A 23,433-nucleotide genomic window follows, 5' to 3' on the forward strand; every position below is an offset into this window, starting at 1 on the left:
TCATCGGACGGACAAGGACGGGATTTTAACCGATCGGGCACCGGGGTGGTTTCGAGGTCATCCCCTACAGCGTGCCTGCCTTTCTGCCAGTGCCCCGCTGCAGTCATTCCTACACAAAAGAAGACCACTGGCCGGATGCTGCGCACGGGCTCGCCCGCGCATGCTGTAAGCACTCCCCAACTGCAAGGATGCATCCATGAAGACCCCCCTACGCCACGCGGTCGTCGCCATCGCCCTGGGCCTGTCCGCGCCGATCGTCGCGCAGTCACCGCCCACGGACGCCCAGGTGGTCGGCCTCGACGTGCGCTATCTGCGCCTTTCGGACCTCCCGGCGATCCTGACGGCGACCGGCGGCGACCCAGCCGCCTGGCGGACACCGGCAGCCTTGAAGGGCACGGCACTGTCGCAATCCGGAGCGTCGGCCGATCCCGTCATCGCATGGGTACCCGCCTCGGCACTGGCCTCGCCCCACGCCCGGGCCGAGGCCCTGGATATCGTCTCCTCAGGCGTCGCCCTGCTCGTTACCGCCCGAACAGGTGAGCGACGCTACGAAATCGCCCTGTTCGGCGTGGAAGCCACCGAAGCGACCGTGCTCTACCAGCCACTGCGCCATGGCGGCGTTCACCTGCATCTGTTCGAAGATACGGTCGATCCGCTGGCCCTGGCGGCCATCGCCGGCCACGTGGTCGAGGACGCCAGACGTCTGGCGATGGCTGACGCAGAAGAAGCATCGAGGTCACGCCTTGCCCCTGTCACGCGCGGTCCCGCGCAGGCATCGCAGACGGCGCCCGCGCGCGAGACGCCCGTGCGTCCCTGGGCCGCATCCAAGACCCACACCAATGGATCGCGCGTGGCGCTGATCGCGACGGTCACCCGGGATACCAGCCGCACGCACGACTCCAAACTGATCACGGTAAAGAGCACGGCCGAGGTCATCCCCCATCAGCGAGGGCTGGATACTCGAAAGAACAATCCCTTATGGTGGGTGCCGATCTGGCCGTTTCCGTCCCTGCCCCACGGCGCGGGCATCTACGTGCCTGGCGAGTACGGCTTGTCGACGTGGCTCATGTGGCCGGAAGATGCAACGCCGAACGCCCGCTTGCTCAGTTATCACCCGATGACTGACGGCCGTACCGCCCGGACAATCACCGACAAACATGTCACCACCTCGACATGGGGGGTGTCGGTGTCGCCCGAGACGACCCGTGGGCTCGCCGATGGCAAGATTTCGTCGGCCGGCAAATTCCCCGCATCGTTTTCCTACAGCGAAACGAACACGGACGAGCAATCCGTAACGATCACGCTCGACGACTACAGCGCCGCGTTCTCCGAATTCCAGGCGGAAAATCAAACCGAGGCATCGTGGCGTTTCGCCCTGGCCGATGACATTTCAGCCAAACCCGCCTACTTCGGTAAACCCGCCACGACAGGGGGGCGCAGTCGGATGATGAAACACGCGGGGCTGGAAACCGCGGCCACATGGCGGGTCGACGGTACGTACGAAGGCCCGATCAAGGTCACCAGCGCCGCCACCGTGATGAACCGCTACTTCCATCACCAGGCCAAAACGACCGCTGATGCCATCGACTGCCATGAGAAAGTCGTCGTTCTCGATGCGACGCCGTGCGAACTCTCGATCGTCACCAGCCGCGGCCCGTCGGACAGGCGGGAATTCGTCGCCACGGCGCAGCCGATTGCCAGCGTGATCATGGACCTCGGCACGCCCTACCTCACGCGCACACCGACGGTGCTGCTGCAGTCCCTGGGCGACGCCAACCGCTGCATCACGCAGCCCGACGCGTCCGCCCGGATCACCCTCGAGACCTGCGACCGCACCGAAGGCCATCGCGTTCAGCAATGGATGATGGACGAGGCCGGACGATACGTGAACCGTGGCAGCGGCATGTGCCTGGAGACGGATACCGCGTTCGGTGGCGTGAGGGCCACGGCATGCACGCAGACACTGGCGCAACAGTGGGAATGGCGTGCCGACCGCATCCATTCCCGTTTCGAAGGTGGCCGCCTGCGCCTGCATACGGACGCATCGGGCTTGTCGACGGCGTTCCGCCCCGGTAAGGACGCATTGCTGCCGGTCAATGCGACCAACGCACTGTTGCCGCCGTGGACGACCTACCCGTTGCAGCCACGCAGGGGCGACTACATTCCCGGCTTCAACTTCCAGGCCGAACCGATCCCCGATGCCTATCTCGCATTCGGCGATGTCGACAGCGGGCAGCGCTGGGCAGCCATCCCGCTCATTTTCGGCATCAAGTGACAAAGCGGGCCCGGCGGTCGATCGCCGGGCCCGTTCCGGTAACGCCAGCGTCATATCACCATCATGCCCGCGACATCCCTGCGCGCGAAGCTTGGACCAAGCTCAGGCCAACAGGGGCACCGCCATGCGAGTCGGCATCGTCACCGAGACCTATGCACCGGACGTCAATGGGGTCTCCCTTACCGTCCAGTCGCTCGCCCGCGGACTCGTCCGCCGCGGACACACCGTCGACCTCATTCGCCCGATCCACCCCGACACGCCGGCCATGGCCGATGCGGGCATGGATGTCCTCGCCGTCGAAGGTGCCGCCGTCCCCCGCTATGCCGGCCTGCGCTTCGGCCTGCCCTCCCGCTTTCGCCTGGAACGCCGCTGGCGGTCGGACCGCCCGGATGCGATCTACGTGGCCACCGAAGGCCCGCTGGGATGGAGCGCGGTAAGCGCCGCCCGCCGCCTCGGCATCCCCGTCGCTACAGGCTTCCACACGCGCTTCGACTTCTACGTCGGTCATTACGGTTTCGGCGCCTTGACCCCGTTCGTACGCAACTACCTCGCCCGGTTCCATCGTCGCGCGCAGACCACCCTGGTGCCCACGGGCCAGCTCGCCGGTGAGCTCAACGACCTCGGTGTCCACGACGTACGCGTGCTTCGCCGCGCTGTCGACCCGCAGCGTTTTCATCCGGAACGCCGTAACGACGACCTGCGCACGTCATGGGGCGCGGGTCCGGATACGCCGGTCATGCTCAGCGTGGGCCGTGTGGCGCCGGAGAAAAACCTGCACGTCGTGATCGATGCCTACCGTGCCCTGCAGCGTCGCGTTCCCGGAGCCCGCTGCGTCATCGTCGGTGACGGTCCGGGTCGTGCCGCTCTCGAAGCGGCCCATCCGGATGTGATTTTCGCCGGCGTCCGCCGCGGCGACGACCTGGCCGCTTACTACGCCAGTGCCGATCTGTTCGTTTTTCCGAGCCTCACGGAGACCTTCGGCAACGTGGTGCTCGAGGCGATGGCGTCGGGGACACCCGTCGTGGCCTATGCGGAAGCCGCCGCTCGCGAATTCATCCGCAACGGCCAGAACGGCATCCGCGTCGCGCCCGGCAACGAAGGCGGACTGATCGAACGCGCCGCGGCGCTCGGTGCGGACATCCACGCGTGCCGGGCGATGGGCGGCGCCGCACGTCTCTCGCTTGCCGGTTCATCACCCGATTCGGTCATCGCCGAATTCGAATCCATCATGCAATCAATGGCCGAGGAGAGCGTCCATGAACGCAGCACCGCCGTCGCCGCGTAGGGCCAGCCTCGACCGGCGCATGTGCGTCGCCGCCAACCGCTGGGGCGCGCGTCGTGCGATCGGCATCTTCTTCGGCGCCATCAGCCGCCTCGGTGATGGCGTCTTCTGGTATTCGCTGATGACGGTCATGGCGATCGTCGGCGGCTGGCACGGTGTGGCCGTGGCGGTCCAGATGGCGATCACCGGACTGACCGCACTGATGCTCTATCGCGTACTGAAGCGCTGGACGCGTCGCCCACGCCCCTTCCGCACCTGTCCCGGTGTGATAGCCCACGTGCCCCCGCTGGATGAGTTCAGCTTTCCGTCGGGACACACGTTGCAGGCGGTCTCGTTTACCGTCGTCGCCGTCGCGCACTACCCGGTGCTCGCACCTTTCCTGATCGGCTTCGCCGCGCTCATCGGTGCCTCACGCGTCGTGCTCGGTCTGCACTACCCCAGCGACGTGCTCGCCGCGACCGTCATTGGTGGCGGGCTCGGCACGTTGTCGCTGTGGGCGGAGCGTGTGCTGGTCTGATTCGCGAAGGACGGAAGCAGGACGGAAGGCAGAGCGCTTTCGGGATGCATCCGCAGCAACTGCCACGCGACGCCGCCCAGGCCGGCGATCAGGCCCGGTGACAGGTCTTCACTCTGCCTGCCGCACCGGGCTCCGTGGCTTTCGATGCTGCCGATGATCGTGGCCTTCAGCGTATCGCTGTCGCAGCCTGCGGGAGCGAATCCCGTGCGCACGGCGATGTCGAGCAGCTCCCACGCCCCCATATCGCCGTGGCATAGCCCATGCCCGCCACCGATACCGTTCTGCCAGGCGAGCGTCGAAGCGACGCGGAACTGGGCACGCCGATCGGCGTTATCCAATGCCGGATCCAGATCCACCAGCGCCAGCCCGATACCGACCGCGCCGTGGCACCACGCGGCCGCCGGGTCGCCACCACGAAGGTCGCGCCAACCCGTCGCCGGATCGAACAACGACGCGTCGAACGCGAGCGCGGCCCGCGATATCGCAAGAAAACGATCCTGTCCGGACGCCTGCGCCAGCTTCGCCAGTGCCCATCCGATGCCCGTCGATCCATGGGCGAATCCGCCAAGTCCATCGGGCCATCGCTCGTGCGGCCACCAGGCGCGGCCGTCCTGCCGACGCGCCGCCTCGATCAGTGCATCGCCCACGGTCATCGCCTGGGTCAGGTGGCTCGCATCCTTCGTGCGCGCGTAAAGCGTAAGAAGGGGTGCAATCGCACCGCTGCTGCCGGTAAGCAGGTCGCGCGTATCGTCCGCCGCGACGGACTCCGCGATGAGTCCGGCGAGACGCTGCGCCCGCTCGACGCCCTCACCTGCCGCCGTCGCGCCCCAGGCCTCCAGTAGCAGCCACGACGCGATCTGGGAGCCGAGACCGATGTACCCACCGGGAGGCACCGGGCGCGGCCGCGCCACATGGGTACGACGCTCCCATAGCTGCGCTTCGGCCCATCGCATCGTGTCGACCGCCGCCGCTGCGATCGCATCGATCTCCGACACATCGTCCGCCCTCCCCGCATCGCGCTCGCGCGTATAACCATGAGCCAGTAACGCGATGCCTGCGATGCCTCCGTATACATCCTGAGCGATCGGTTGCACGCTGCGCCCGTTGGGACCCAGCACGGAAGCGATCCAGGCCACGCTGCCATCGTCACCGCGGATCGCACGCCTCACGATGTCTTTCATGACACCTGCGGCGAGCCGACGGCGACGGCGGTCGAGATCGTGCAACGCGAGGCGTACCGGTCGCAGGGAGGCATGCGCTTCGTCGCGGTCACCGTCGGCATAGGCGCTGGCCAGCGAGGCGCGGATAGCCTGACGTTCGAGCGCGAGATCTGCCTCGCGCCAGCGTCGCAATGCATCCTCGGCGAGGTCGCGGGGATCGAGCCACGACGTGCCGCGAGGGCCCGCCAGCCACCCTTCGCTAACGATCGTCGAAAACAGCGGAATGTCGCCATCGAGCAGGTCGGCGATCTCGGCCGCGATCACGTCGTCGCGATCGGGCGAAATCGCTCGGTTCAGACCCATCCGACGCAATAACGCGGCGGCGCGATGCTTCGCTTCGTCAGGTGCGTGCAGCGACACCGGGTGCCAGAGCATGCGCGCCAGCTCGGCGTACACCTCGGTCGACCGGACGACCGCACGCACTTCGCAGCCGGCAAACGGGCGCAACCGGTCAGCCAGTCTCCCCGCCGCGTCCTCGGAGCGCAGCCAGGCGGTCACCTGATCGAAGCCTTCGACGACCTTCGGCCAGTGCGCAGCCAGCGCGGGCGCGCGTGACGGATGATTCGCTGCGCCGCCGGGCTCGACCATGACGGTGCCCAGCCGCGCGCGATCCGTACCCGCGTCGACGATGGCAGGCACCTCCACGCTGGGCTGCTGCCCCGGCAAGGCACCCATGCCGGACGAATCCACGCCACGCCAGGCCAACGCCGCGCCGCGCCCCGGCAGAAACCCCATGCTCAGCACGCTGCCTTCGACCATGCCCATGGCGCGGTCGTGCGCCAGGCCCATGCCCGACGGCGTGACCGGCGGATGCGGCGTGAACAGCGTCTCGCAGTCGATGACGAACGGATGCGCACCGTGCGCGATCAGGTTTTCGGCGTGCAGATCGCTACCGCCGAGCAGACGCATGACGGCCAGCCACTCGCCCAGTCCGCGATAGAAACGGGACAGTTCGCCCTCGTCGGCGGCGTAGCGGTGTTCGACGAACGCGGCCCAACCGTAGCCATCCCGCTCCACGACGGGTGGTACACGAAGACTGGCGCCCTGCGCTGTGAGTGGCTCGATAAAGCGGGACAAGGCGGCGTCGATGCCCACCGATCGTGGCTTGTAGACGATACGGCCGCGGGCGCAGGTGAGCAACGCCACGGTCCTTCCGCCGCGGTGACTGTCGCCCGCGCCGATCGCCAGGGCGACGAGTTCGCCGAGCGGGCTACCGTGAAATACGTAGAGCGCCTCGCGGTCCGTCGCGAAATGCATGGCGAACGCCAGCGCGCTTGCGCAACGCTGTTCCACCAGGCAATTCACGCGATCCATCAGCGTCGGATAATGCGTCGTCAGTTCTTCCCAGAATGCGGGAGACGACGAGCGCGCAATGAATTCGTGCCAGCGGCCCGCGCTGTCGGCAGCGACGAGCAAGCCGTCTTCGACGGCCGCGTGCAACTCGAGCAACAGGACACGACCGAGTCGGCCATGCAGCGCTTCCGTCAGCGAAGCGCGCGTCGCGTCGGCGACGACGCCGCGTTCGGCGCACGTCAGGCCGGCTACCCCGGCGAGCCGGGCTGCAAGATCCACCATGGCATCGGCGATCAGGCAGCCCAGCGATTCGCTGAAATCGTCGGCGTCCGTGGAGGACGTCACGGCGAGAGGATCAGGCGCAGTAGATGTGGATGGTGTTCTTGATGGAGCCCGTACACATCGCACAATCGGTGACGAGCATATCGGTGCCGCCGATGATATCCGCCTCGGCGAATTCGTTGGCGAAGAGCGCACCCGCCGGGTTGTTGTTGTCCGCCTGCGTGCGCCACTGCGCGGCACGGCTGACGGAGTTGGAAGCGAAGTTCATGTCGTTGTTCATCGGATTCATCCTTTGCGGTATGGAATGGAAAAACGTACGTACTCCGGCGCCCTCACCCCGGCCGATTCTTGTCGTGCGCCCGGATACGGCACAAGGGCCAACGCCATGCGTCGTTACGTGTTTTCGGCATGAGCCGCAAAAGTGACTGCCGCGAACGAAGAAGGCCCCGGATTTCTCCGGGGCCTTCCCTGTTTCACTTACTTACGAAGCCGGATCACGCCGCCGCGCGCGGCGCCTTCTCCAGAATGCCGAGAATCGAGCCGAGCTTTTCGCGCATTTCGCGACGGTCGACGATCATGTCGATGGCGCCGTGATCGACCAGGAACTCGGGACGCTGGAAGCCTTCAGGCAGGGTCTCGCGCACGGTCTGCTCGATGACACGCGGGCCGGCGAAACCGATCAGCGCCTTCGGCTCGGCGACGTTGAGGTCGCCCAGCATGCCAAGGCTTGCTGACACACCGCCGGTGGTCGGATGCGTAAGCACCGAGATGTACGGCACACCGGCGTCGCGCATGCGCGCCAGTGCGGCCGACGTCTTGGCCATCTGCATGAGCGAGAACAGGCCTTCCTGCATGCGTGCGCCACCCGTGGCGGCGAAGCAGACGAGTGCGCTGTTTTCCGCCAGCGCCTTTTCCGCGGCACGTGCGAATTTCTCGCCGACCACCGACCCCATCGAGCCACCCATGAAAGCGAACTCGAAGGCGACCGAAACGATGCGACGATCCAGCAGCGTGCCGGACATCGCGATCAGCGCATCCTTTTCACCCGTGGACTTCTGCGCGGCGACGACGCGGTCCTTGTACTTCTTCTGGTCCCTGAACTTGAGCGCGTCGACGGCCTCCAGCTTCGGCCAGAGTTCCTTCGCGCTGCCTTCGTCGAGGAACGCGTTGAGGCGCACGCGCGCCGAGATCGCGTGATGATGGCCGCACTTCGGGCAGACCATCAGCGACTTTTCGAGCTCCGGCTTGTAAAGGACCGTGCCGCAACCGGCGCACTTCTCCCACACACCCTCGGGCACCTTGCCCTTACCGCCGGCCGCGCTGGGTGCGCGGGTCTTCGGCGTCATGATTTTCTGCAGCCAGTTCATCGTGCGTCTCCGATTGGTGTCGCGTCGCGCGCGGGGCGCGCTCCTACATGAAGCTCGTTTCGATCAGCGCGCGTCGAGGGCGGCGCGGATCGGGGCCAGGAAATCGTTGGCCCGTTTTGCCACCTCGTCAGCGGACGTCGCACCGGCCAGACGTTCGACCAGGGCACTGCCGATGACGACCGCATCGGCGAACGCACCGATGGCCGCGGCACTCGCGGCGTCGCGCACCCCGAAGCCGACGGCGACCGGCGCCTTCGACGTCGCCCGGATGCCGGCCACGCGCTCGGCGATATCCGCCGTGCTGAGCTGGGCCGCGCCGGTGATGCCAGCGAACGACACATAATACAGGAAGCCCGAAGCCGCCTCGCACAAGGCCTGCAGCCGGCTATCGGTGGTCGTCGGCGAGGCCAGCAGGATCTGGTCGAGGCCGGCATCGCGCAGCGGCGCGAGCACGTGCGCCTCCTCGAGCGGGCAGTCGACCATCAGCACGCCATCGACACCCTTCTCCACGGCATCGTCGGCGAATTCCGGGTATCCGTACATCTCGACCGGGTTGAGGTAGCCCATCAGGACGATCGGCGTTTCGTTGTCGGTCTCACGGAATGCCGCGACCCAGGCCAGCACATTATGCAGGCCGATGCCTTTAGCAATGGCCCGCTCGCTGGCGTGCTGGATCACCGGGCCGTCGGCCATCGGATCTGAGAACGGCACGCCCAGTTCGATCACGTCGGCGCCCGCGGCGACCAGCGCATGCAGCATCGGCACCATGGCGTCCGGCTGCGGGTCACCCGCCGTGACGAAGGTAATCAGGCCGGTACGACCGGCGGCTTTCAGTGCCGCGAAACGGCTTTCAAGGCGGCTCATCAGATCTCGATCCCTTCACGCTCGGCGATGGTGTGCACGTCCTTGTCCCCGCGACCGGAAAGGTTCGCCAGCACCAGGCCGTTGCTGGGCAGTTCACGGGCCAGCTTGATCGCCTGGGCGATCGCGTGGCTCGATTCCAGCGCGGCAAGGATGCCCTCCGTGCGGGCGAGCAAGTGGAACGCCTCGAGCGCTTCGTCGTCCGTCACGCCGACGTATTCCGCCCGACCGGCGTCCTTCAGGAACGCGTGCTCCGGGCCGACGCCCGGATAGTCGAGGCCCGCGGAAACGGAATGCGTCTCGACGATCTGGCCGTTCGCGTCCGAGAGGACGTAGGTGCGATTGCCGTGCAGCACGCCCGGCTTGCCCGCCGCCAGCGAGGCGGCATGACGACCCGTACCGATACCGTCGCCCGCCGCCTCGGCGCCGACGATGCGCACGTCGCGGTCGTTGAGGAAGGCGTGGAACAGACCGATGGCGTTCGAGCCGCCACCGACGCAGGCCGTGATGACGTCCGGCAGACGGCCGAACTGCTCCAGCGTCTGCTCGCGCGCTTCGCGACCGGCGATGGCGTTGAAGTCGCGGACCATCTGCGGGTACGGGTGCGGACCCGCCACGGTGCCGATGATGTAGAAGGTGTCGGCGACATTCGTGACCCAGTCGCGCATCGCCTCGTTGAGGGCGTCCTTGAGTGTCTTCGAACCGGAAGTGACCGGGACCACCTCGGCGCCGAGCAGGCGCATACGATAGACGTTGATCTTCTGCCGCTCGATGTCGACGGCGCCCATGTAGACGACGCACTTCAGGCCCAGACGCGCGGCCACGGTGGCGCTCGCCACGCCATGCTGGCCCGCGCCGGTCTCGGCGATGATCCTCGACTTGCCCATGTGCCGGGCGACCAGCGCCTGACCCACGGTGTTGTTGATCTTGTGCGCGCCTGTGTGGTTCAGGTCTTCACGCTTGAGGATGATCCGCGCGCCGCCGACGTGCTTCGTCAGCCGCTCGGCGAAGTACACCGGGCTGGGACGGCCCACGTAGTACTTGAGGTCGCGATCGAGCTCGGCGATGAAGGCGGGATCGACACGCAGTCTTTCATACGCGGCGGTCAGCTCGGCCAGGGGCTCCATGAGCGTTTCCGCCACGTAGATGCCGCCGTAGTCACCGAAGCGGCCATGCGCATCGGGGTAGGCGTGAAAATCCGTGATTTCGGTCATTGCCTTCTCGTTATCGTCGTACAGCGGAAATGAAGCGTTCCATCTTAGCCCCATCCTTGATACCGGGCGACGTCTCGATCCCGCTGGAGACGTCGACGGCCCAGGGGCGTGCGATGCGGATGGCCTCGGCCACGTTGTCGGCGCCGAGCCCACCCGCGAGGATCAGGGGTTGCGCAAGATGTTTCGGCATCCGCGACCAGTCGAAACGCTGCCCGCTTCCGCCCTGCTCGCCGAGCCCGTGCCCGTCCAGCAGCAGCCCGGCCGCGCGCGGATATTCGTGCAGACGCGCCAGCGCCGCCTCACCCTCACCCATCGCGATGGCCTTGGTATAGCGCACGCCGTAGCGGGCGCATTCGTCGTCGGTTTCGGCGCCGTGGAATTGCAGCATGTCGGGACGGAGCACGCGCAGCACCTCGTCGATAAACGCCGGCTCGTCGTCCATCACCAGCGCAACCGTGGTGATGTACGGCGAAACGGCATCGCGCAGCTGCGCGGCGGCGGCCGGCTCGACAAAACGCTTGCTCTTGCGCGTCATCACGAAGCCGATGGCATCCACGCCGAGGTTCACCGCGAGGCGTACATCGTCGAGGCGGGTCAGCCCGCAGAACTTGATCCGGGTCATAGCGTCACTTCCTGTGGCAGCCCCCAGTGGGCTTCGTAAAGCGGTCCGAGGAAGGTCAGCCCTTCCGCGGGTGCGGTGGCGCCGGCCACCTCGCGATCGCGGCCGGCGAGCAGTTCGGCCATCCAGCCGACGCTCTCTTCACCACGGCCGATCCGCAGCAGCGAACCGACGATATTGCGCACCATGTGATGGAGAAAGGCGTTCGCCTCGATCTCGACCACCACATGGATGTCTTCGCGAAACACGCGGATCGAGCGCACGTTGCGCCGCGCATGCGCGGCCTGGCAGGAGATCGCGCGGAACGCGGTGAAATCGTGCTCGCCGACGATCGCCTGCGCGGCTTCGTTCATGGCCTCCGCATCGAGCTGGCGGCGCTCCCAGGCAACGAACCGCGCATCCAGCGCCGGGCGCACGAAGCGCGGCAGCAGGCGATACCGATAGCGTCGGGCCCGTGCGGAGAACCGCGCATGGAAGTCGTCCGGCACCACCTGCGCCCAGGTCACCGCCACCGTGTGCGGCAGATTGGAGCAGGCGCCGAGGATCCAGCCGCGCATGTCGCGCACCACCTCGGTGTCGAAATGCACCACCTGGCAGCGACCGTGCACCCCGGCGTCGGTGCGGCCGGCGGCCGTCACTTCGATGGGCGTCTGCGCGACAAAAGCGAGCGCGGCCTCCAGCGAACCCTGCACGGTCTTCGCATGGCTGAGCCGCTGCCAGCCGAAGAAGTCGGTGCCGTCGTATTCGACGCCAAGGGCGATGCGCATGGGGCGGGGATCTTGGGGCGGTGGAAACCGGAAAGGGTACCACTCGGGGGGCTGGGGGTGCGTTCGGGGGCGTATGGGGGATGGCAGCGATTGCGCTGAGGCTGGGGAGCCGTTGGCTGCCGTTCCTGTCGCTAAGTCCTCGTCCGGCCTTCGCCTCCCTGCGGAATCGCTCCAGGAACGGCATCCAACGACTCCCTCCCAACGCAACGGTAGGTTGTGGGCGAGCAAAGCGGAGCGCGGCGATCTTGCGGCCTGCGCCTATGCTCCTCGATCGTTTTTGCGGCACGAAACCTCATCGTTCGGAGGGGTGCCGCCGGGTGTCGTTCTCAGAGCGCTTCCGCACGTAGGCGAAGGCCGAAGGAGGACTTAGCGACGAGAATGGCACCCGGCGGCGCCCCTGCCTCGACGCATTCGCGCCCAACGCGATGGCGAAGCCGAGCACAAAAAAAGCCCCGGCACAACCGGGGCTCCAGTATCACGGCCTACGAATGACTCAGACGATATCGCTCAGAATCCGCTTCGCGGTGTCTTTCTGCATCTGCGAGCCCTCGGCGATAACTTCCTCGAGCATCAGGCGGGCGCCTTCGGCGTCGCCCATGTCGAGGTAGGCACGGGCCAGGTCGAGCTTGGTGTCGACCGGGTCGTCGCTGAAGCTGTCCGCCGAATGGTCGGTAAGCGGCTCTTCGTCGGGGAAGACCGGGAACGCCGGCGGTTCGTCGAAGCGCGGCGGCTCGTCGAAACGCGGCGGATCCGACGGCCTGGGCGAGGCGAGATCATGGTCTTCGTCGAACGACCACGTCGAACGCTCTTCCTCGTGCGTCTTCGTCTCTTCGCTCAGGATGTCGCCGAAGGTCGAGCCGTGGGCGGGCTCGTCGTGCAGCGGGGTTTCGCTGTACGGCGATTCCGGCGCATCGACATCGAAGACGTCCGGTGCGTTGGGACGGCGATCCGCCTCGGCACGCTGCACCGGGGTGAGGTCGAAGTTGAAGTGGTATTCGCTGTGTTTCTGCGGTGCCGGACGCGGCGGGATTTCGCCCTCATCCGGACCCGTCACGTAGCTGCCCAGGTCGAATTCCTCGAGCGCGGCGGCCTCGTCGGCCGTGTGCGGCGTGGCGGCCGTGTACGTATCGTACGGCTCCTCCACCGCGTCGACCGGCGTGCCGCCGAACAACGGATGGCTCGGGGCCAGGTCTTCACCCATCATCACGACTTCGCGCCATTCCGGCTGTTCCGGATCGGCGACGTGCGCGTGCATGGCCTCGGCGGCGGCTTCGAAATGCTCGACGTCACGGCGGCCGTAGTAGAGGCTGACCAGCTCCAGGTGCAGGCCGATATCGTCCGGGTGCTCAGCCAGGGCGTCGAGGATCTCGCGCTGATCCTGGTCGATGGCATCGTTATGACCGTATTCGCCGAAGCTCGGCTCGTGGCCGAAGCGATCGGCCAGCGAACTCGCGCTCGCCGCGGAAGGCCTGGGCTTCTTGCGGCCGAACACGGCCGCGACCAGCAGCAGGAGGACGACGATGGCGCCGCCGCCCCATGCCCACGGCTGCATGTACCAGGGATCTTCTTCGACCGGGACCGGCGCGACAGGAGTCGCCTTCTTGACCGGCGGCCTGGCGGCAGCCACTGGCGCAGGCGCAGGCGCCTGAGGCGCGGCCGCCGGTGCCTGCAACGGCGTCGTTGCCACCGTGGCGGCGGACGGTACCGGTGCCGGCGTGGCCGACGGAGCCGATGCGGTAGCGGCCGGGGTCGACGCGGGCGTGGCGGCGACCGGTGCCGGTGCGGGAGCAGGCGGCGGAGCCGGGGTCGGCGCGGAAGCCGCCGCGGCCGGCTGGCCATCCGTCTTGCGCGCGTCGGCCAGCTTGCGCTGCAACTCGGCGATTTCCGAATCCTTGAGACTCAGGAGGCGCTCGTTCTTGGTGTTGATCTCTTCGAGATCGCTGATCCGCGACTTCAGCTCGGCGCCCTGCTGCTTCAGCGAGGCGACGTTTTCCTGCTGGGTCGTCAGCTCCTGCTTGAGGCCGGCGATCTGGGCATCGCCCTTGCCGTCCTTCGTGCCCGCGCGGGTCGACGCGGCATCGCCACCGGCCTTGGACGGCACGATGGCGAGGCGATCGTTGGCGGGCGCGGCGGCCTTGCCGGTGTCCTGTGCCGCGCCGGTCGAGGCGCCATCGGCGACCACGGACGGCTTGCGGGTGGAGCCCGAGCGCCACTCTTCGTTCTGGCGACGCACTTCGGCCAGGGCCGACGCGGCGGACTGGGCTTGCACGTCTTCCGGCGACGGCACGCGCAGCACGGCGCCCGTCTTCAGCGCATTGATGTTGTCGCGGTAGAACGCATCCGGGTTGGCCTTGTGCAGGGCCAGCAGCATCTGGTTCATGTCGCCGCCGTTGCCGTGCGCGCGCACGATGGCGGACAGGCTCTGGCCGCGCTGGACCGGACCGTAGCTACCGTCGGCGGAAACCGGCGCGCTGCTGCGCGATGGCGATCTGGCCGGAGCGGCCGCTTCGCTGCGCGACGGACGCGATTCATCTGACGAGGAGCGGGACGGCACGTCCGAGGTGCGCGACGGGCGCGAGGTCGGCTTCGGTGCACCCGTGGACGGCGCCGAAATCGGGGTACCCGGCGGATCGAGCAGCATGGTCACCTCGCGGACGACCTTGTTGCTACCGCTGGAGACCTCGACGAGGAAATCGAGATAGGTGTCGCGGACCGGCGAGCTGCTGGTCACGCGGATCACCGGCTGGCCGCTGGCATTCCTGGCCACCGCGAAGCTGAGCGCCACGGGCAGGCCGTCGCGATTGAGCCCGGCGCGGGAGAAAGCCTCCGGCGAAGCCAGCGTGACATGGACGTTGTCGAGACTACCCGACACGCCGGTCAGCGGGATTTCCGCGACCAACGGCTGTTCCATGGTGGAGCGCATCTGGACCGGACCCAGGTTCTGGGCCATGGCGTGGCCGCCCCCCGTTACCAGCGCCAGCATGATCGACAACTTCAATGTGCGGTTCATTACTGCTTCCCCCGAACGAATATCATGCCGGCGGCGCGCCTCTTTCGGGCGATCAACCGCGAAGGCGCCACTTTAGTGCACCCCAGCAACAACTAACAATAGCGAACACGGGTAGTTACGCGACAACGTTGCGGTCGTTCGCGAATCCCGTACACGCCCCCCTTACAGTTAACGCGGCCCTTGCTCGGCGGCCAGTTGCTTTTCCAGCTCGGCGATCTTCCGATCGCGTTCGGCCAGGGCTTTCGCCGCCGCGTCGGAGTTCGACTCCAGCGTGTCGACCCTGGCCTTGAGCCGCTTCACACTGGCATCCTGCGCCGTGACCTCCCGGTGCGTCGCGTCCAGTCTGGCCCGGGCGGCCTGCGCGTCTTCAGCTCGCGCCGGCGCCGTCGCCCGCTGCCCGGCCATCGCAAAAGGCGATACCAGAACGAGCAGGCAAACGGCGACGGCGCGATGATTCATTACAGATAGTCCTCGATCAGGATCTCCGCGATCTGCACGGCATTCAGCGCCGCACCCTTGCGGATGTTGTCGGACACGACCCAGAGGTCGAGGCCGCGCTCATGGGAAATGTCTTCACGGATACGGCCCACGAACACGGGATCCTTGCCGGCGACATCGCCGACCGGGGTGGGATAACCGCCGGCCTTGCGCTCGTCCTGCACGACGATGCCCGGCGCCCGCTCCAGCAGTTCGCGGGCGCGCTCGGCCGTGATCTTGTCGCGTGTTTCGATGTGCACGGCCTCGGAGTGACCGTAGAACACCGGCACGCGCACCGCCGTCGGGTTCACCTGGATCGAAGGATCCTCGAGGATCTTCCGGGTCTCCCAGACCATCTTCATTTCTTCCTTGGTGTAGCCGTTGGGCTGGAAGTCGTCGATGTGCGGGATCACGTTGAAGGCGATCTGCTTGGGAAACTTGGACGTCTCGACGTCCTGGAAGTTGAGCATCTGCGCGGTCTGCTTGCCCAGCTCTTCCAGGCCGCTGCGGCCCGCACCCGACACCGACTGGTAGGTGGCCACGTTGATGCGTTCGATGCCCACCTCGCGATGGATCGGCGCCAGCGCCACCAGCATGCCCATGGTCGAGCAGTTCGGGTTGGCGATGATGCCGCGCACCGTGTAATCGGCGATCGCGTGCGGGTTGACCTCGGACACCACCAGGGGAATGTCGTCCTGGTAGCGGAATTCGGAGGTGTTGTCGATCACCACGGCACCGGCCGCCGCGGCGCGCGGCGCGTGCTCACGACTGACGGAGCCGCCGGCGGAGAAGAAGGCGATATCCACGCCGTCGAAGTCGTATTTGGCGAGATCCTGGACGACGTAAGGTTTTCCAGCGAAATCGACCGTACCGCCCGCCGAGCGCTCGCTCGCCAGGGGCACCAGTTCGCTGACCGGGAAGTCCCGTTCGGCGAGGATCGAAAGGAGGGTTTCGCCGACCGCGCCGGTCGCACCCACCATGGCTACCTTGTAACTCGTCTTCTTGCTCATCAGTCGCTTTCGTCAGGGCGTGGGAAACAGGTCAGCTGGCGTCGGCCAGTACACCCGGATTGAGAATCGTGGGTGGCCGGCCGGCGTGGGGACCATGTCCAAACGCCGCCAGCACATTGTCCACAGCCAGCGCCGCCATATCGCGACGTGTGTCGCGACTTGCGCTGGCGATGTGCGGACTGAGCACGATATTTTCGATTTTCAGCAGGTCGGGGTGCACCTGGGGCTCCCCTTCGAACACGTCGAGGGCGGCCGAGGCGATCGTCCCGTCGGTCAGCGCCCGGGCCAGGGCCGCGTCATCGACGATGCCGCCACGGGCGATATTGACCAGCGTGGCCGTCCGCTTCATGGCCTTCAGCTCCGCCTCGCCGATCGTATGGCGATTGGCCGGCGTGAACGGCAGCACCAGAATCAGGTGGTCCGACTGGGCGAGCAGCGTGGCCTTGTCGACGTACCGGGCCCCGCAGTCGCGCTCGATCGAGGCCTCGAGGCGCGACCGGTTGTGGTAGATCACCGGCGAGCGGAAACCGGAGGCGCGGCGCGCGATGGCCTGCCCGATCCGGCCCATGCCGAGGATACCGATGGTCTTGCCGTGTACGTCGGCGCCCAGCCAGCCCTCGAAACGAGAGCCATGCCACTGCCCGTCGCGCAGCCAGCGTTCGGACTCGCCCACCCGGCGGGCCGCGGCCAGCATCAGGGCCCAGGCGTAATCGGCTACCGTCTCGTTGAGCACGTCCGGAGTGTTCGACGCACCGACGCCGGCGCTGGTCAGGGCATCGATGTCGAGGTTGTTGTAGCCCACTCCGAGATTGGCCACGAAGCGCAGCTTGGGCGCGCCCCGCAGCACCTTGCCATCGATCTTGTCGGCGAGGCCGACGATCGCGGCGTCGGCGTCGGCCAGACGTTCCGCCAGCTCAGCTGGCGAGAACGGCCGTTCTTCGGTCTCGGCGCGCACGTCGAAGTGCTCGCGCAGACGGTCGACGATATCGGGAAAGAAGGGTCGCGAGACCCAGACGACTGGCTTGCTCATGCGTTGTCCTGTACGACGCCGGGGATCCGCGGGGGCACCTCGCCCACATCGCCGCATTGCGCACGATGGCGCAGCGCCTGATCCATCAGCACCAGAGCCAGCATGGCCTCGACGATAGGCACGGCGCGGATACCCACGCAGGGATCATGGCGGCCCTTGGTCACGACCTCGGCCGGCTGCCCTGCCCGGTCGACGCTGCGCCCCGGGATCAGGATGCTGGAGGTCGGCTTGAAGGCCACCGAGACGACGACAGGCTGGCCCGAGGCGATGCCGCCCAGGATGCCGCCCGCGTGATTGGAGAGAAAACCGTCGGCGGTGAGTTCGTCGCGGTGCTGCGTACCGCGCTGGGCCACGGCGGCGAAGCCGTCGCCGATCTCGACACCCTTGACCGCGTTGATCGACATCATGGCGGCGGCGAGTTCGCCGTCCAGCTTGCCGTAGATCGGCTCGCCCCAGCCCGCCGGCACGCCGTCGGCGACCGCGGTGACTCTGGCGCCCACGGAATCGCCCGACTTGCGCAGGGCGTCCATATAGGACTCGAATTCGGGAATCTGGGCCGCGTCGGGCCAGAAGAACGGGCTGGTCTCGATGGCATCGGCGTCGAAACCACGCGGCACCATCTCGCCGATCTGGGACACGTGGCCGCGAACGGTAACGCCATAGCGCTGGGCCAGCCACTTCTTGGCGATGACACCTGCCGCCACGCGCATGGTGGTCTCGCGCGCCGAGGACCGGCCGCCGCCGCGCGGGTCGCGCACGCCGTACTTCTGCCAGTAGGTGTAGTCGGCATGCCCCGGGCGGAACGTGTCGAGGATATTGCCGTAATCCTTTGACCGCGCGTCGGTATTGCGGATCAGAAGCGCGATCGGGGTGCCCGTGGTCACCCCCTCGTAGACGCCCGACAGGATCTCGATGTCATCCGCCTCGCGGCGTTGCGAGGTGTGCCGCGAGCGCCCGGTGGCGCGGCGCTCGAGGTCGGCACGGAATTCGGACGCCTCCAGTGCCAGACCAGGGGGACACCCGTCGACCACGCACCCGATCGCCGGGCCGTGGCTTTCGCCGAAGGTGGTGACAGAGAGCAGCTTGCCGAACGTATTGGAGGACACGGTACTTCCGATGGATTCAGTTTCTTGCCGCGCGTGCGGCTGCGATATCCGAGGCGTGCTCGATCAGGTCGCGCCGTTCCAGCGCGAAGATGCCCATCTGACCGACCTTGAACTCCAGCCAGACGAAGGGCACGCGCGGCAGCAACGCCGCCAGGGCGTGCTCGCTGTCGCCGACTTCGACGATCAGCAGGCCGTCTTCGCTGAGATGGTCGGCGGCCTCATCGAGCATGCGCAGGGTGATGTCCAGTCCATCATCGCCGGATGTCAGTCCGAGGACGGGTTCGTGGCTGTATTCGGCCGGCATGGCGGCGTATTCGGCATGAGTGACGTACGGCGGGTTGGAGACGATCAGGTCGTAGACCTCACCCTTCACGCCGTCGAACAGGTCGGACTTGATGGCGCGGACGCGATCTTCCACATGCTGGAAGACGATGTTCTCGTTGGCCAGCGACAGCGCGTCGTCGCTGACGTCGATCAGGTCGACCTGCCAGTCGGGGTTGTACTCGGCCATGGCGATGCCGATGCAGCCCGAGCCGGTGCACAGGTCCAGCGCGCGCTCGATGTGGCGGTCGTCGAGCCACGGCGTGAAGCGGCCTTCGATCAGCTCGGCGATGGGCGAGCGCGGGACCAGCGCACGGTGGTCGCTCTTGAACTTCATGCCCGCGAACCAGGTTTCGCCGACCAGATACGCAACGGGCACGCGCTCGGTGACCCGGCGTTCGATGAGGGCCAGCACTTTCGCCTTCTCTTCCGCGATCAGCTTGCCTGCGCCGTAAGCCGGCGGGATATCCGGCGGGAGGTGCAGCGCGGCCAGCACCAGATGGGTGGCCTCGTCGATCGGATTGTCGTGGCTATGGCCAAACGTCAGGCCGGCGGCCGAGAAACGGCTGGCGCCGTAGCGGATGAAATCGATGATCGAGGAGAGTTCGCTGGTCACGGGATACGGCTTTCGATGGGGCTGACCACGGAGTATAGCCGTCCGGGAGATAGGCGGGGCCGCCCGGACAGTTCAGACGGTCCGCGGTCCCGGATCGCTCGTCGCCGGCTGACCGTCTTCGTGATGGCCAGCGAACCGTCGCAGGTAGCGCGGCTGCTCCGGTGAGATGATGTCGATGTCGTACCAGCCCGCGCTCGCCTGCAGGTCGAACGACAACGTCACCGACTGGCCCGCCGCCAGTTCCAGCTCGCGTGCGTCTTCCGTCGCATACGCGTTACGTACGCGGATCGGTATCGTGGCCGTTCCAACGTTGCTGAGCCGGACCTCCACACGACGCGCGCCAGGCACACCGGCGAGAACGGCCTCGACCGCATCGCCGGCGAAGCCGCGAAGATGCGCCAGGTATCCATGGGGACCGTGCACACGTCGATCATATGCATCGCCTGCGTTCGCCAGAGGCCAGCGATCCTCGATGCGCTTGCCCGCACTCACCGCGTAACGGCGCGGTGGGGCATCCCGCTGCAACCCGTCGTAGACCAGGAAACCGGCGCCCAGACGCCCCGTGTTGCGGAAGACGAGTCGACTGCCATCCGCGTCCAGGGAGTGTTCGACGGACCACGCGTAGCCCAGAGCGCGCGCAGGACGGCTACCCGCCTCCTGCACCGGCATCGCTTGTACGCGCGGGACCTCGATGGGCAGCTTGCCGTCGGATCCGGATGGCACACCGAGCCGGGGCACCCGGTCGTCGCCGACACCGGTGAAATCGAACGCGCTGGTCAGGTCGCCGCATACCGAACGGCGCCACGCACTGATGTTCGGTTCCGCGACACCGAAGCGCTTCTCGAGAAAGCGCAGTACCGAGGTGTGGTCGAACGTTTCCGAACATACCCAGCCGCCACGTGTCCACGGCGAGACCACGATCATCGGCACCCGATTGCCGAGCCCCACCGGCTGTCTGCCGCGTGGATCGCTGCCAGGCACGAGCGGCGCGGAAATCTTCGGATGCGCGTCGAGATCCATGATCTCGTCGTCGAGCGAAGCGACGAGATCGTCCGATACGACGCCCTGCCCGTCTTCACCGCTCCCGGCCGGCGGGGCGGGCGGCACGACATGATCGAAGAAACCGTCGTTCTCGTCGTAGTTGAGGAACAGCACAGTACGCGCCCAGACCTTCGGGTTCACGGTCAGCGCATCGAGCACGCTGCGGATGTAGAACGCACCGTCGGCCGGAGAGGACGTCGGATGCTCGCTGTATTTGTAGGGCGCGACGATCCAGGCGACCTGCGGCAGCCGGCCATGGATGACGTCGTCGCGCAGGTCACGCAACGTGTGCGTCGAAACACCATTGCGCACGAGTGAGCCGTTCGGATCCGCCCCTTCCTTCACCTGATAGGCCGCGAAGAATTCGAGCGAGTTGTCGGTGTAATTGTCGGTGGGCGAACCCGGCTCACCCGTGCCGCCCTGATAAACGCGCCAGCTGATGCCGGCTTTCTCCAGACGCTCGGGATACGTCGTCCACGTATAGCCATTGGCATCCGCGCGTTCTTCCGTGCCGGGACCATTCGGCTTGCTGCTCAGCCGCCCCGAGGGATCGCACGTCCCGCTCCACAGGTAGATGCGGTTGATCGCCGTATCGGCCAGCGCGGACGCGTGGTACGCATCGCAGACGGTGAACGCGTCGGCGAGCGCGTAATGAAACGCGGCATCGTCACGGCGCAGGTACGCCATGGTCAGCACGTCCTGTTTCTGCTCGATCCAGCGATCGTTGCGTCCGAGGTTCCACGCGCCGTGGCCGGTACTCCAGCCGTGATCGGTCCCCTCGTGATGGTCGCCGCTGGCATGGGTGTCGAGGTGGAACGGATAGACCCAGGCCACATCGTCGCCGATGCCGCGCGACTTCCAGTATTTCGTGCGAGCGGCGCCGACGGGTTGTTTCCATACCGGATCGCCGTTACCGAGTTCGAGTACGCGCGGGTCGGCAAAACCGCGCACACCGCGCAGGCTGCCGAAGTAGTGATCGAACGACCGGTTTTCCTGCATGAGGATCACCACGTGTTCGACGTCCGCGATGCTGCCCGTGCGACGGTCCGGCGGCGTGGCCAGCGCTTTCGCGATAGCGGCGGGAAAACCCTGCGCGACCAGCGAGGCCACCGCCGTCGCACCCGCGGTCTGGAGGAAACGGCGCCGATCGCGTGAAACCATGGAAACTCAGTCCTGTCGCAGAGATTCGATGAGGGCCAGGTGCAAGGCCGGCGTCGCGGCCGCGACGACACGACCGCCGCTGTCGAGGCCCAGCGCGCGCCCCTCCCAGTCGGTGATCACGCCGCCCGCCGCTTCGACCACCGGTGCGATGGCGAGGTAGTCGTACGGCATAAGATTCGCTTCGATCACTGCATCGATATGACCGGACGCCAACATGCCGTAGCCGTAGCAGTCGCCACCGAAGCGACGGGTGTAGGCGGCGCGGCTCGTACGGTCGAATTTCGCCCACTCTTCCGGCGTGAACATGTCCGGCGTCGTGGTGTACAGCGTCGCCTCCGCCACCGCCTCACACCCGCTCGTGCGGCACGGATGTCCGTTCATGGATGTACCTACCCCGACGTGGCCGATCCAGCGCTCGTCGAGCGCCGGCATGTCCAGCAGGCCGAGCACGGGACGACCGTGATGCAGCAACGCGAGCAAGGTGCCCCACAGCGGCCAGCCGGAAATGAAACTGCGCGTGCCGTCGATCGGATCGATCGACCAGACGAACTCGGCGTCGATACGGGTCGCGCCGTACTCCTCACCCAGCAGGCCATGGCCCGGCCAGGCCTGCTCGATGCGCTCGCGCAGCATGGATTCCACGCCGCGATCCACGGCCGTCACGGGACTCATGTCGCCTTTCAGGGTGACATCGACGGGACGGCGGAAACGCGGCAGCGACAAGGCTCGGGCGTTGTCGGCGATACCCACGGCAAACGCCTCGAATTCCTTCCGCCCGGCGGCGGACAACGATTCCATCGACAGCACTCCAACGTTTCGGGTTGATGACAAAAACGAAAATTCTCTGCTGGATCTAAGTCCCCAGCTTTGCAAATATACCCAAAACGCCACACAGGTGGGGTATGTTGTTTCAGCGCCACAGCCCGGGGACATCGATGCGTCCATACCGCCAGATCGCCTGCACCGTCGCCCTGGGCGCCGCCTGTGGCGTGGCGAATGCGGGCAGCGTCACCGTTTACTCCGCGCTGGAGAGCGACGAAATCGCCACCTATCTCGCTGCGGCGAAGAAAGCCCTGCCCGATCTGGACATACATGTGCTGCGTCTGTCCAGTGGCGATCTTGCCGCGCGCCTGCTGGCCGAATCGGCGCAGCCGCGCAACGACGCGATCTGGGGTATGGCCGTCACCGACATGCTGGACCCACGCATCGCGACACTGCTCACACCCATCCACGGGGACAACATCGACCGCATGCCCGCCCGTTTTCGCGGTGCGGACGCCAGCTGGTTCGCACCCACGGGCTATCTGGCCGCGCTGTGCGTCAACCGTGAAGCGCTGGCCGAACGCGGACTGCCTGTGCCGCGGACGTGGCAGGACCTGACCTCGCCGCGTTATCGCGGGCAGATCGCCATGCCCGATCCGGCATCGTCGGGCACGGGATACATGGTGCTGTCCTCGCTCAGCGATGCCGGGCGCAGCGCGAAAGGCATGGCGCTGGTCACCGCGATCGCACACAACGTGGGCCAGGTAACGCTCTCGGGTTCGGCGCCGTGCAAGCTCGCACGCATCGGCGAATTTCCGATCGGCGTGTCGTTCGCGTTTTCCGCGATGCAGTCGATCCGCCAGGGTTATCCGGTGACGATGGTGATTCCGTCGGATGGCGCCGGCTACGAACTCGAAGGTTCCGCCCTGATGAAGGACGCCGCGCACGACGCGGACGCCCGCCGTTTCCTCGACTGGACCGCGTCGCCGGAAGCCGCTTCGCTGTACCGCGGTTTCAAGGAAATCGTCGCGGCGCCCGGCAGCAAACCGACTGAAGAACAACAACGGCAGGGCTTGCCCGCCGACCTCGTCGCGACGCTGCCCGCCCGCGACTTCACTACGGCGGCGCGCGAACGCGCGGCGCTCATTGCCAGATACAAGCGGCTGACGCGCTGACGCGCCGGCCCGGGGAGTCAAGGGGAA

19 protein-coding genes are annotated in these 23,433 nt (G+C 66.8%); 4 read left to right on the forward strand and 15 right to left on the reverse strand.

From position 1 onward, the window contains the following. The first annotated feature begins 196 nt into the window (after positions 1-196). The 3 genes from J2X57_RS03670 (at position 197) to J2X57_RS03680 (ending at position 4,074) form a co-directional block, all read left to right on the forward strand. Positions 197-2,275 (forward strand): ricin-type beta-trefoil lectin domain protein, encoded by a 2,079-nt coding sequence (locus tag J2X57_RS03670; RefSeq protein WP_036114054.1) that lies wholly within the window; start codon positions 197-199, stop codon positions 2,273-2,275. Between the two features lie 124 nt (positions 2,276-2,399). Next, positions 2,400-3,560, forward strand: coding sequence for a glycosyltransferase family 1 protein (locus tag J2X57_RS03675; protein WP_036114057.1), 1,161 nt, complete (start codon positions 2,400-2,402; stop codon positions 3,558-3,560). Beyond that, complete coding sequence (locus J2X57_RS03680) at positions 3,532-4,074, forward strand: phosphatase PAP2 family protein (protein WP_036114058.1); 543 nt, start codon at positions 3,532-3,534, stop codon at positions 4,072-4,074. The genes J2X57_RS03675 and J2X57_RS03680 overlap by 29 nt, the downstream gene beginning before the upstream one ends. Here the strand turns inward: J2X57_RS03680 and J2X57_RS03685 are convergent. The 15 genes from J2X57_RS03685 to J2X57_RS03755 all read right to left on the reverse strand — a co-directional run bounded on the left by J2X57_RS03685 (position 3,990) and on the right by J2X57_RS03755 (position 22,267). Continuing rightward, on the reverse strand, positions 3,990-6,932 hold the full coding sequence (locus J2X57_RS03685; RefSeq protein ID WP_309863885.1) for a type 2 lanthipeptide synthetase LanM family protein: 2,943 nt from the start codon (positions 6,930-6,932) through the stop codon (positions 3,990-3,992). The two genes, J2X57_RS03680 and J2X57_RS03685, sit on opposite strands and share 85 nt — an antisense overlap. Before the next feature lie 10 nt (positions 6,933-6,942). Further along, the gene (locus tag J2X57_RS03690; RefSeq protein WP_309863888.1) at positions 6,943-7,149 is read right to left on the reverse strand and encodes a DUF6229 family protein; all 207 of its coding nucleotides are present in this window, start codon (positions 7,147-7,149) and stop codon (positions 6,943-6,945) included. Positions 7,150-7,363: 214 nt separating this feature from the next. Further along, positions 7,364-8,236: an acetyl-CoA carboxylase, carboxyltransferase subunit beta gene (accD, locus tag J2X57_RS03695; protein WP_309863890.1), complete on the reverse strand. Its 873-nt coding sequence runs from the start codon at positions 8,234-8,236 to the stop codon at positions 7,364-7,366. A gap of 63 nt (positions 8,237-8,299) precedes the next feature. Then, positions 8,300-9,100 carry a tryptophan synthase subunit alpha gene (gene trpA, locus J2X57_RS03700; protein WP_309863893.1) on the reverse strand — a complete coding sequence of 267 codons (801 nt, stop codon included), beginning with the start codon at positions 9,098-9,100 and terminating at the stop codon, positions 8,300-8,302. After that, positions 9,100-10,311 (reverse strand): tryptophan synthase subunit beta, encoded by a 1,212-nt coding sequence (gene trpB / locus J2X57_RS03705; RefSeq protein WP_036114070.1) that lies wholly within the window; start codon positions 10,309-10,311, stop codon positions 9,100-9,102. The genes trpA and trpB overlap by 1 nt, the downstream gene beginning before the upstream one ends. A gap of 10 nt (positions 10,312-10,321) precedes the next feature. Next, positions 10,322-10,933 carry a phosphoribosylanthranilate isomerase gene (locus J2X57_RS03710; protein WP_043693382.1) on the reverse strand — a complete coding sequence of 204 codons (612 nt, stop codon included), beginning with the start codon at positions 10,931-10,933 and terminating at the stop codon, positions 10,322-10,324. Then, on the reverse strand, positions 10,930-11,697 hold the full coding sequence (gene truA / locus J2X57_RS03715) for a tRNA pseudouridine(38-40) synthase TruA (RefSeq protein ID WP_036114074.1): 768 nt from the start codon (positions 11,695-11,697) through the stop codon (positions 10,930-10,932). Before truA ends, J2X57_RS03710 begins: the two co-directional genes overlap by 4 nt. A gap of 493 nt (positions 11,698-12,190) precedes the next feature. After that, positions 12,191-14,707, reverse strand: coding sequence for a FimV/HubP family polar landmark protein (locus J2X57_RS03720; protein WP_309863900.1), 2,517 nt, complete (start codon positions 14,705-14,707; stop codon positions 12,191-12,193). 168 nt (positions 14,708-14,875) lie between these two features. Then, positions 14,876-15,166 carry a hypothetical protein gene (locus tag J2X57_RS03725; RefSeq protein WP_309863903.1) on the reverse strand — a complete coding sequence of 97 codons (291 nt, stop codon included), beginning with the start codon at positions 15,164-15,166 and terminating at the stop codon, positions 14,876-14,878. After that, entirely contained in the window at positions 15,166-16,194 is a 1,029-nt protein-coding gene (locus tag J2X57_RS03730; RefSeq protein ID WP_308846964.1) for an aspartate-semialdehyde dehydrogenase, read from the reverse strand. The genes J2X57_RS03725 and J2X57_RS03730 overlap by 1 nt, the downstream gene beginning before the upstream one ends. Positions 16,195-16,225: 31 nt before the next feature. Next, the gene (locus J2X57_RS03735) at positions 16,226-17,224 is read right to left on the reverse strand and encodes a D-glycerate dehydrogenase (RefSeq protein ID WP_309863907.1); all 999 of its coding nucleotides are present in this window, start codon (positions 17,222-17,224) and stop codon (positions 16,226-16,228) included. Further along, on the reverse strand, positions 17,221-18,330 hold the full coding sequence (gene aroC / locus J2X57_RS03740; protein WP_309863909.1) for a chorismate synthase: 1,110 nt from the start codon (positions 18,328-18,330) through the stop codon (positions 17,221-17,223). The genes J2X57_RS03735 and aroC overlap by 4 nt, the downstream gene beginning before the upstream one ends. Before the next feature lie 16 nt (positions 18,331-18,346). Next, positions 18,347-19,267 carry a 50S ribosomal protein L3 N(5)-glutamine methyltransferase gene (prmB, locus tag J2X57_RS03745; RefSeq protein WP_043693369.1) on the reverse strand — a complete coding sequence of 307 codons (921 nt, stop codon included), beginning with the start codon at positions 19,265-19,267 and terminating at the stop codon, positions 18,347-18,349. Positions 19,268-19,339: 72 nt separating this feature from the next. Further along, positions 19,340-21,469: a phospholipase C, phosphocholine-specific gene (locus tag J2X57_RS03750; protein ID WP_309863914.1), complete on the reverse strand. Its 2,130-nt coding sequence runs from the start codon at positions 21,467-21,469 to the stop codon at positions 19,340-19,342. A 6-nt stretch (positions 21,470-21,475) separates the two neighbouring features. After that, positions 21,476-22,267: an inositol monophosphatase family protein gene (locus J2X57_RS03755; RefSeq protein ID WP_036117830.1), complete on the reverse strand. Its 792-nt coding sequence runs from the start codon at positions 22,265-22,267 to the stop codon at positions 21,476-21,478. Positions 22,268-22,404: 137 nt separating this feature from the next. Between J2X57_RS03755 and J2X57_RS03760 the strand changes: the two genes are divergently transcribed. Further along, positions 22,405-23,406 carry an ABC transporter substrate-binding protein gene (locus tag J2X57_RS03760; RefSeq protein ID WP_309863919.1) on the forward strand — a complete coding sequence of 334 codons (1,002 nt, stop codon included), beginning with the start codon at positions 22,405-22,407 and terminating at the stop codon, positions 23,404-23,406. The last annotated feature ends 27 nt before the right edge of the window (positions 23,407-23,433 follow it).

This window comes from Luteibacter sp. 1214 (assembly GCF_031455395.1).
GTDB lineage: Bacteria > Pseudomonadota > Gammaproteobacteria > Xanthomonadales > Rhodanobacteraceae > Luteibacter > Luteibacter mycovicinus.

Bases quoted from the DNA above. Each gene is read 5' to 3' on its own strand.
- J2X57_RS03670 (WP_036114054.1), top strand. From the start codon at position 197: ATGAAGACCCCCCTACGCCACGCGGTCGTCGCCATCGCCCTGGGCCTG.
- J2X57_RS03675 (WP_036114057.1), top strand. From the start codon at position 2,400: ATGCGAGTCGGCATCGTCACCGAGACCTATGCACCGGACGTCAATGGG.
- J2X57_RS03680 (WP_036114058.1), top strand. From the start codon at position 3,532: ATGAACGCAGCACCGCCGTCGCCGCGTAGGGCCAGCCTCGACCGGCGC.
- J2X57_RS03690 (WP_309863888.1), bottom strand. From the start codon at position 7,149: ATGAACAACGACATGAACTTCGCTTCCAACTCCGTCAGCCGTGCCGCG.
- accD (WP_309863890.1), bottom strand. From the start codon at position 8,236: ATGAACTGGCTGCAGAAAATCATGACGCCGAAGACCCGCGCACCCAGC.
- trpA (WP_309863893.1), bottom strand. From the start codon at position 9,100: ATGAGCCGCCTTGAAAGCCGTTTCGCGGCACTGAAAGCCGCCGGTCGT.
- trpB (WP_036114070.1), bottom strand. From the start codon at position 10,311: ATGACCGAAATCACGGATTTTCACGCCTACCCCGATGCGCATGGCCGC.
- J2X57_RS03710 (WP_043693382.1), bottom strand. From the start codon at position 10,933: ATGACCCGGATCAAGTTCTGCGGGCTGACCCGCCTCGACGATGTACGC.
- truA (WP_036114074.1), bottom strand. From the start codon at position 11,697: ATGCGCATCGCCCTTGGCGTCGAATACGACGGCACCGACTTCTTCGGC.
- J2X57_RS03720 (WP_309863900.1), bottom strand. From the start codon at position 14,707: ATGAACCGCACATTGAAGTTGTCGATCATGCTGGCGCTGGTAACGGGG.
- J2X57_RS03725 (WP_309863903.1), bottom strand. From the start codon at position 15,166: ATGAATCATCGCGCCGTCGCCGTTTGCCTGCTCGTTCTGGTATCGCCT.
- J2X57_RS03730 (WP_308846964.1), bottom strand. From the start codon at position 16,194: ATGAGCAAGAAGACGAGTTACAAGGTAGCCATGGTGGGTGCGACCGGC.
- J2X57_RS03735 (WP_309863907.1), bottom strand. From the start codon at position 17,224: ATGAGCAAGCCAGTCGTCTGGGTCTCGCGACCCTTCTTTCCCGATATC.
- J2X57_RS03750 (WP_309863914.1), bottom strand. From the start codon at position 21,469: ATGGTTTCACGCGATCGGCGCCGTTTCCTCCAGACCGCGGGTGCGACG.
- J2X57_RS03755 (WP_036117830.1), bottom strand. From the start codon at position 22,267: ATGGAATCGTTGTCCGCCGCCGGGCGGAAGGAATTCGAGGCGTTTGCC.
- J2X57_RS03760 (WP_309863919.1), top strand. From the start codon at position 22,405: ATGCGTCCATACCGCCAGATCGCCTGCACCGTCGCCCTGGGCGCCGCC.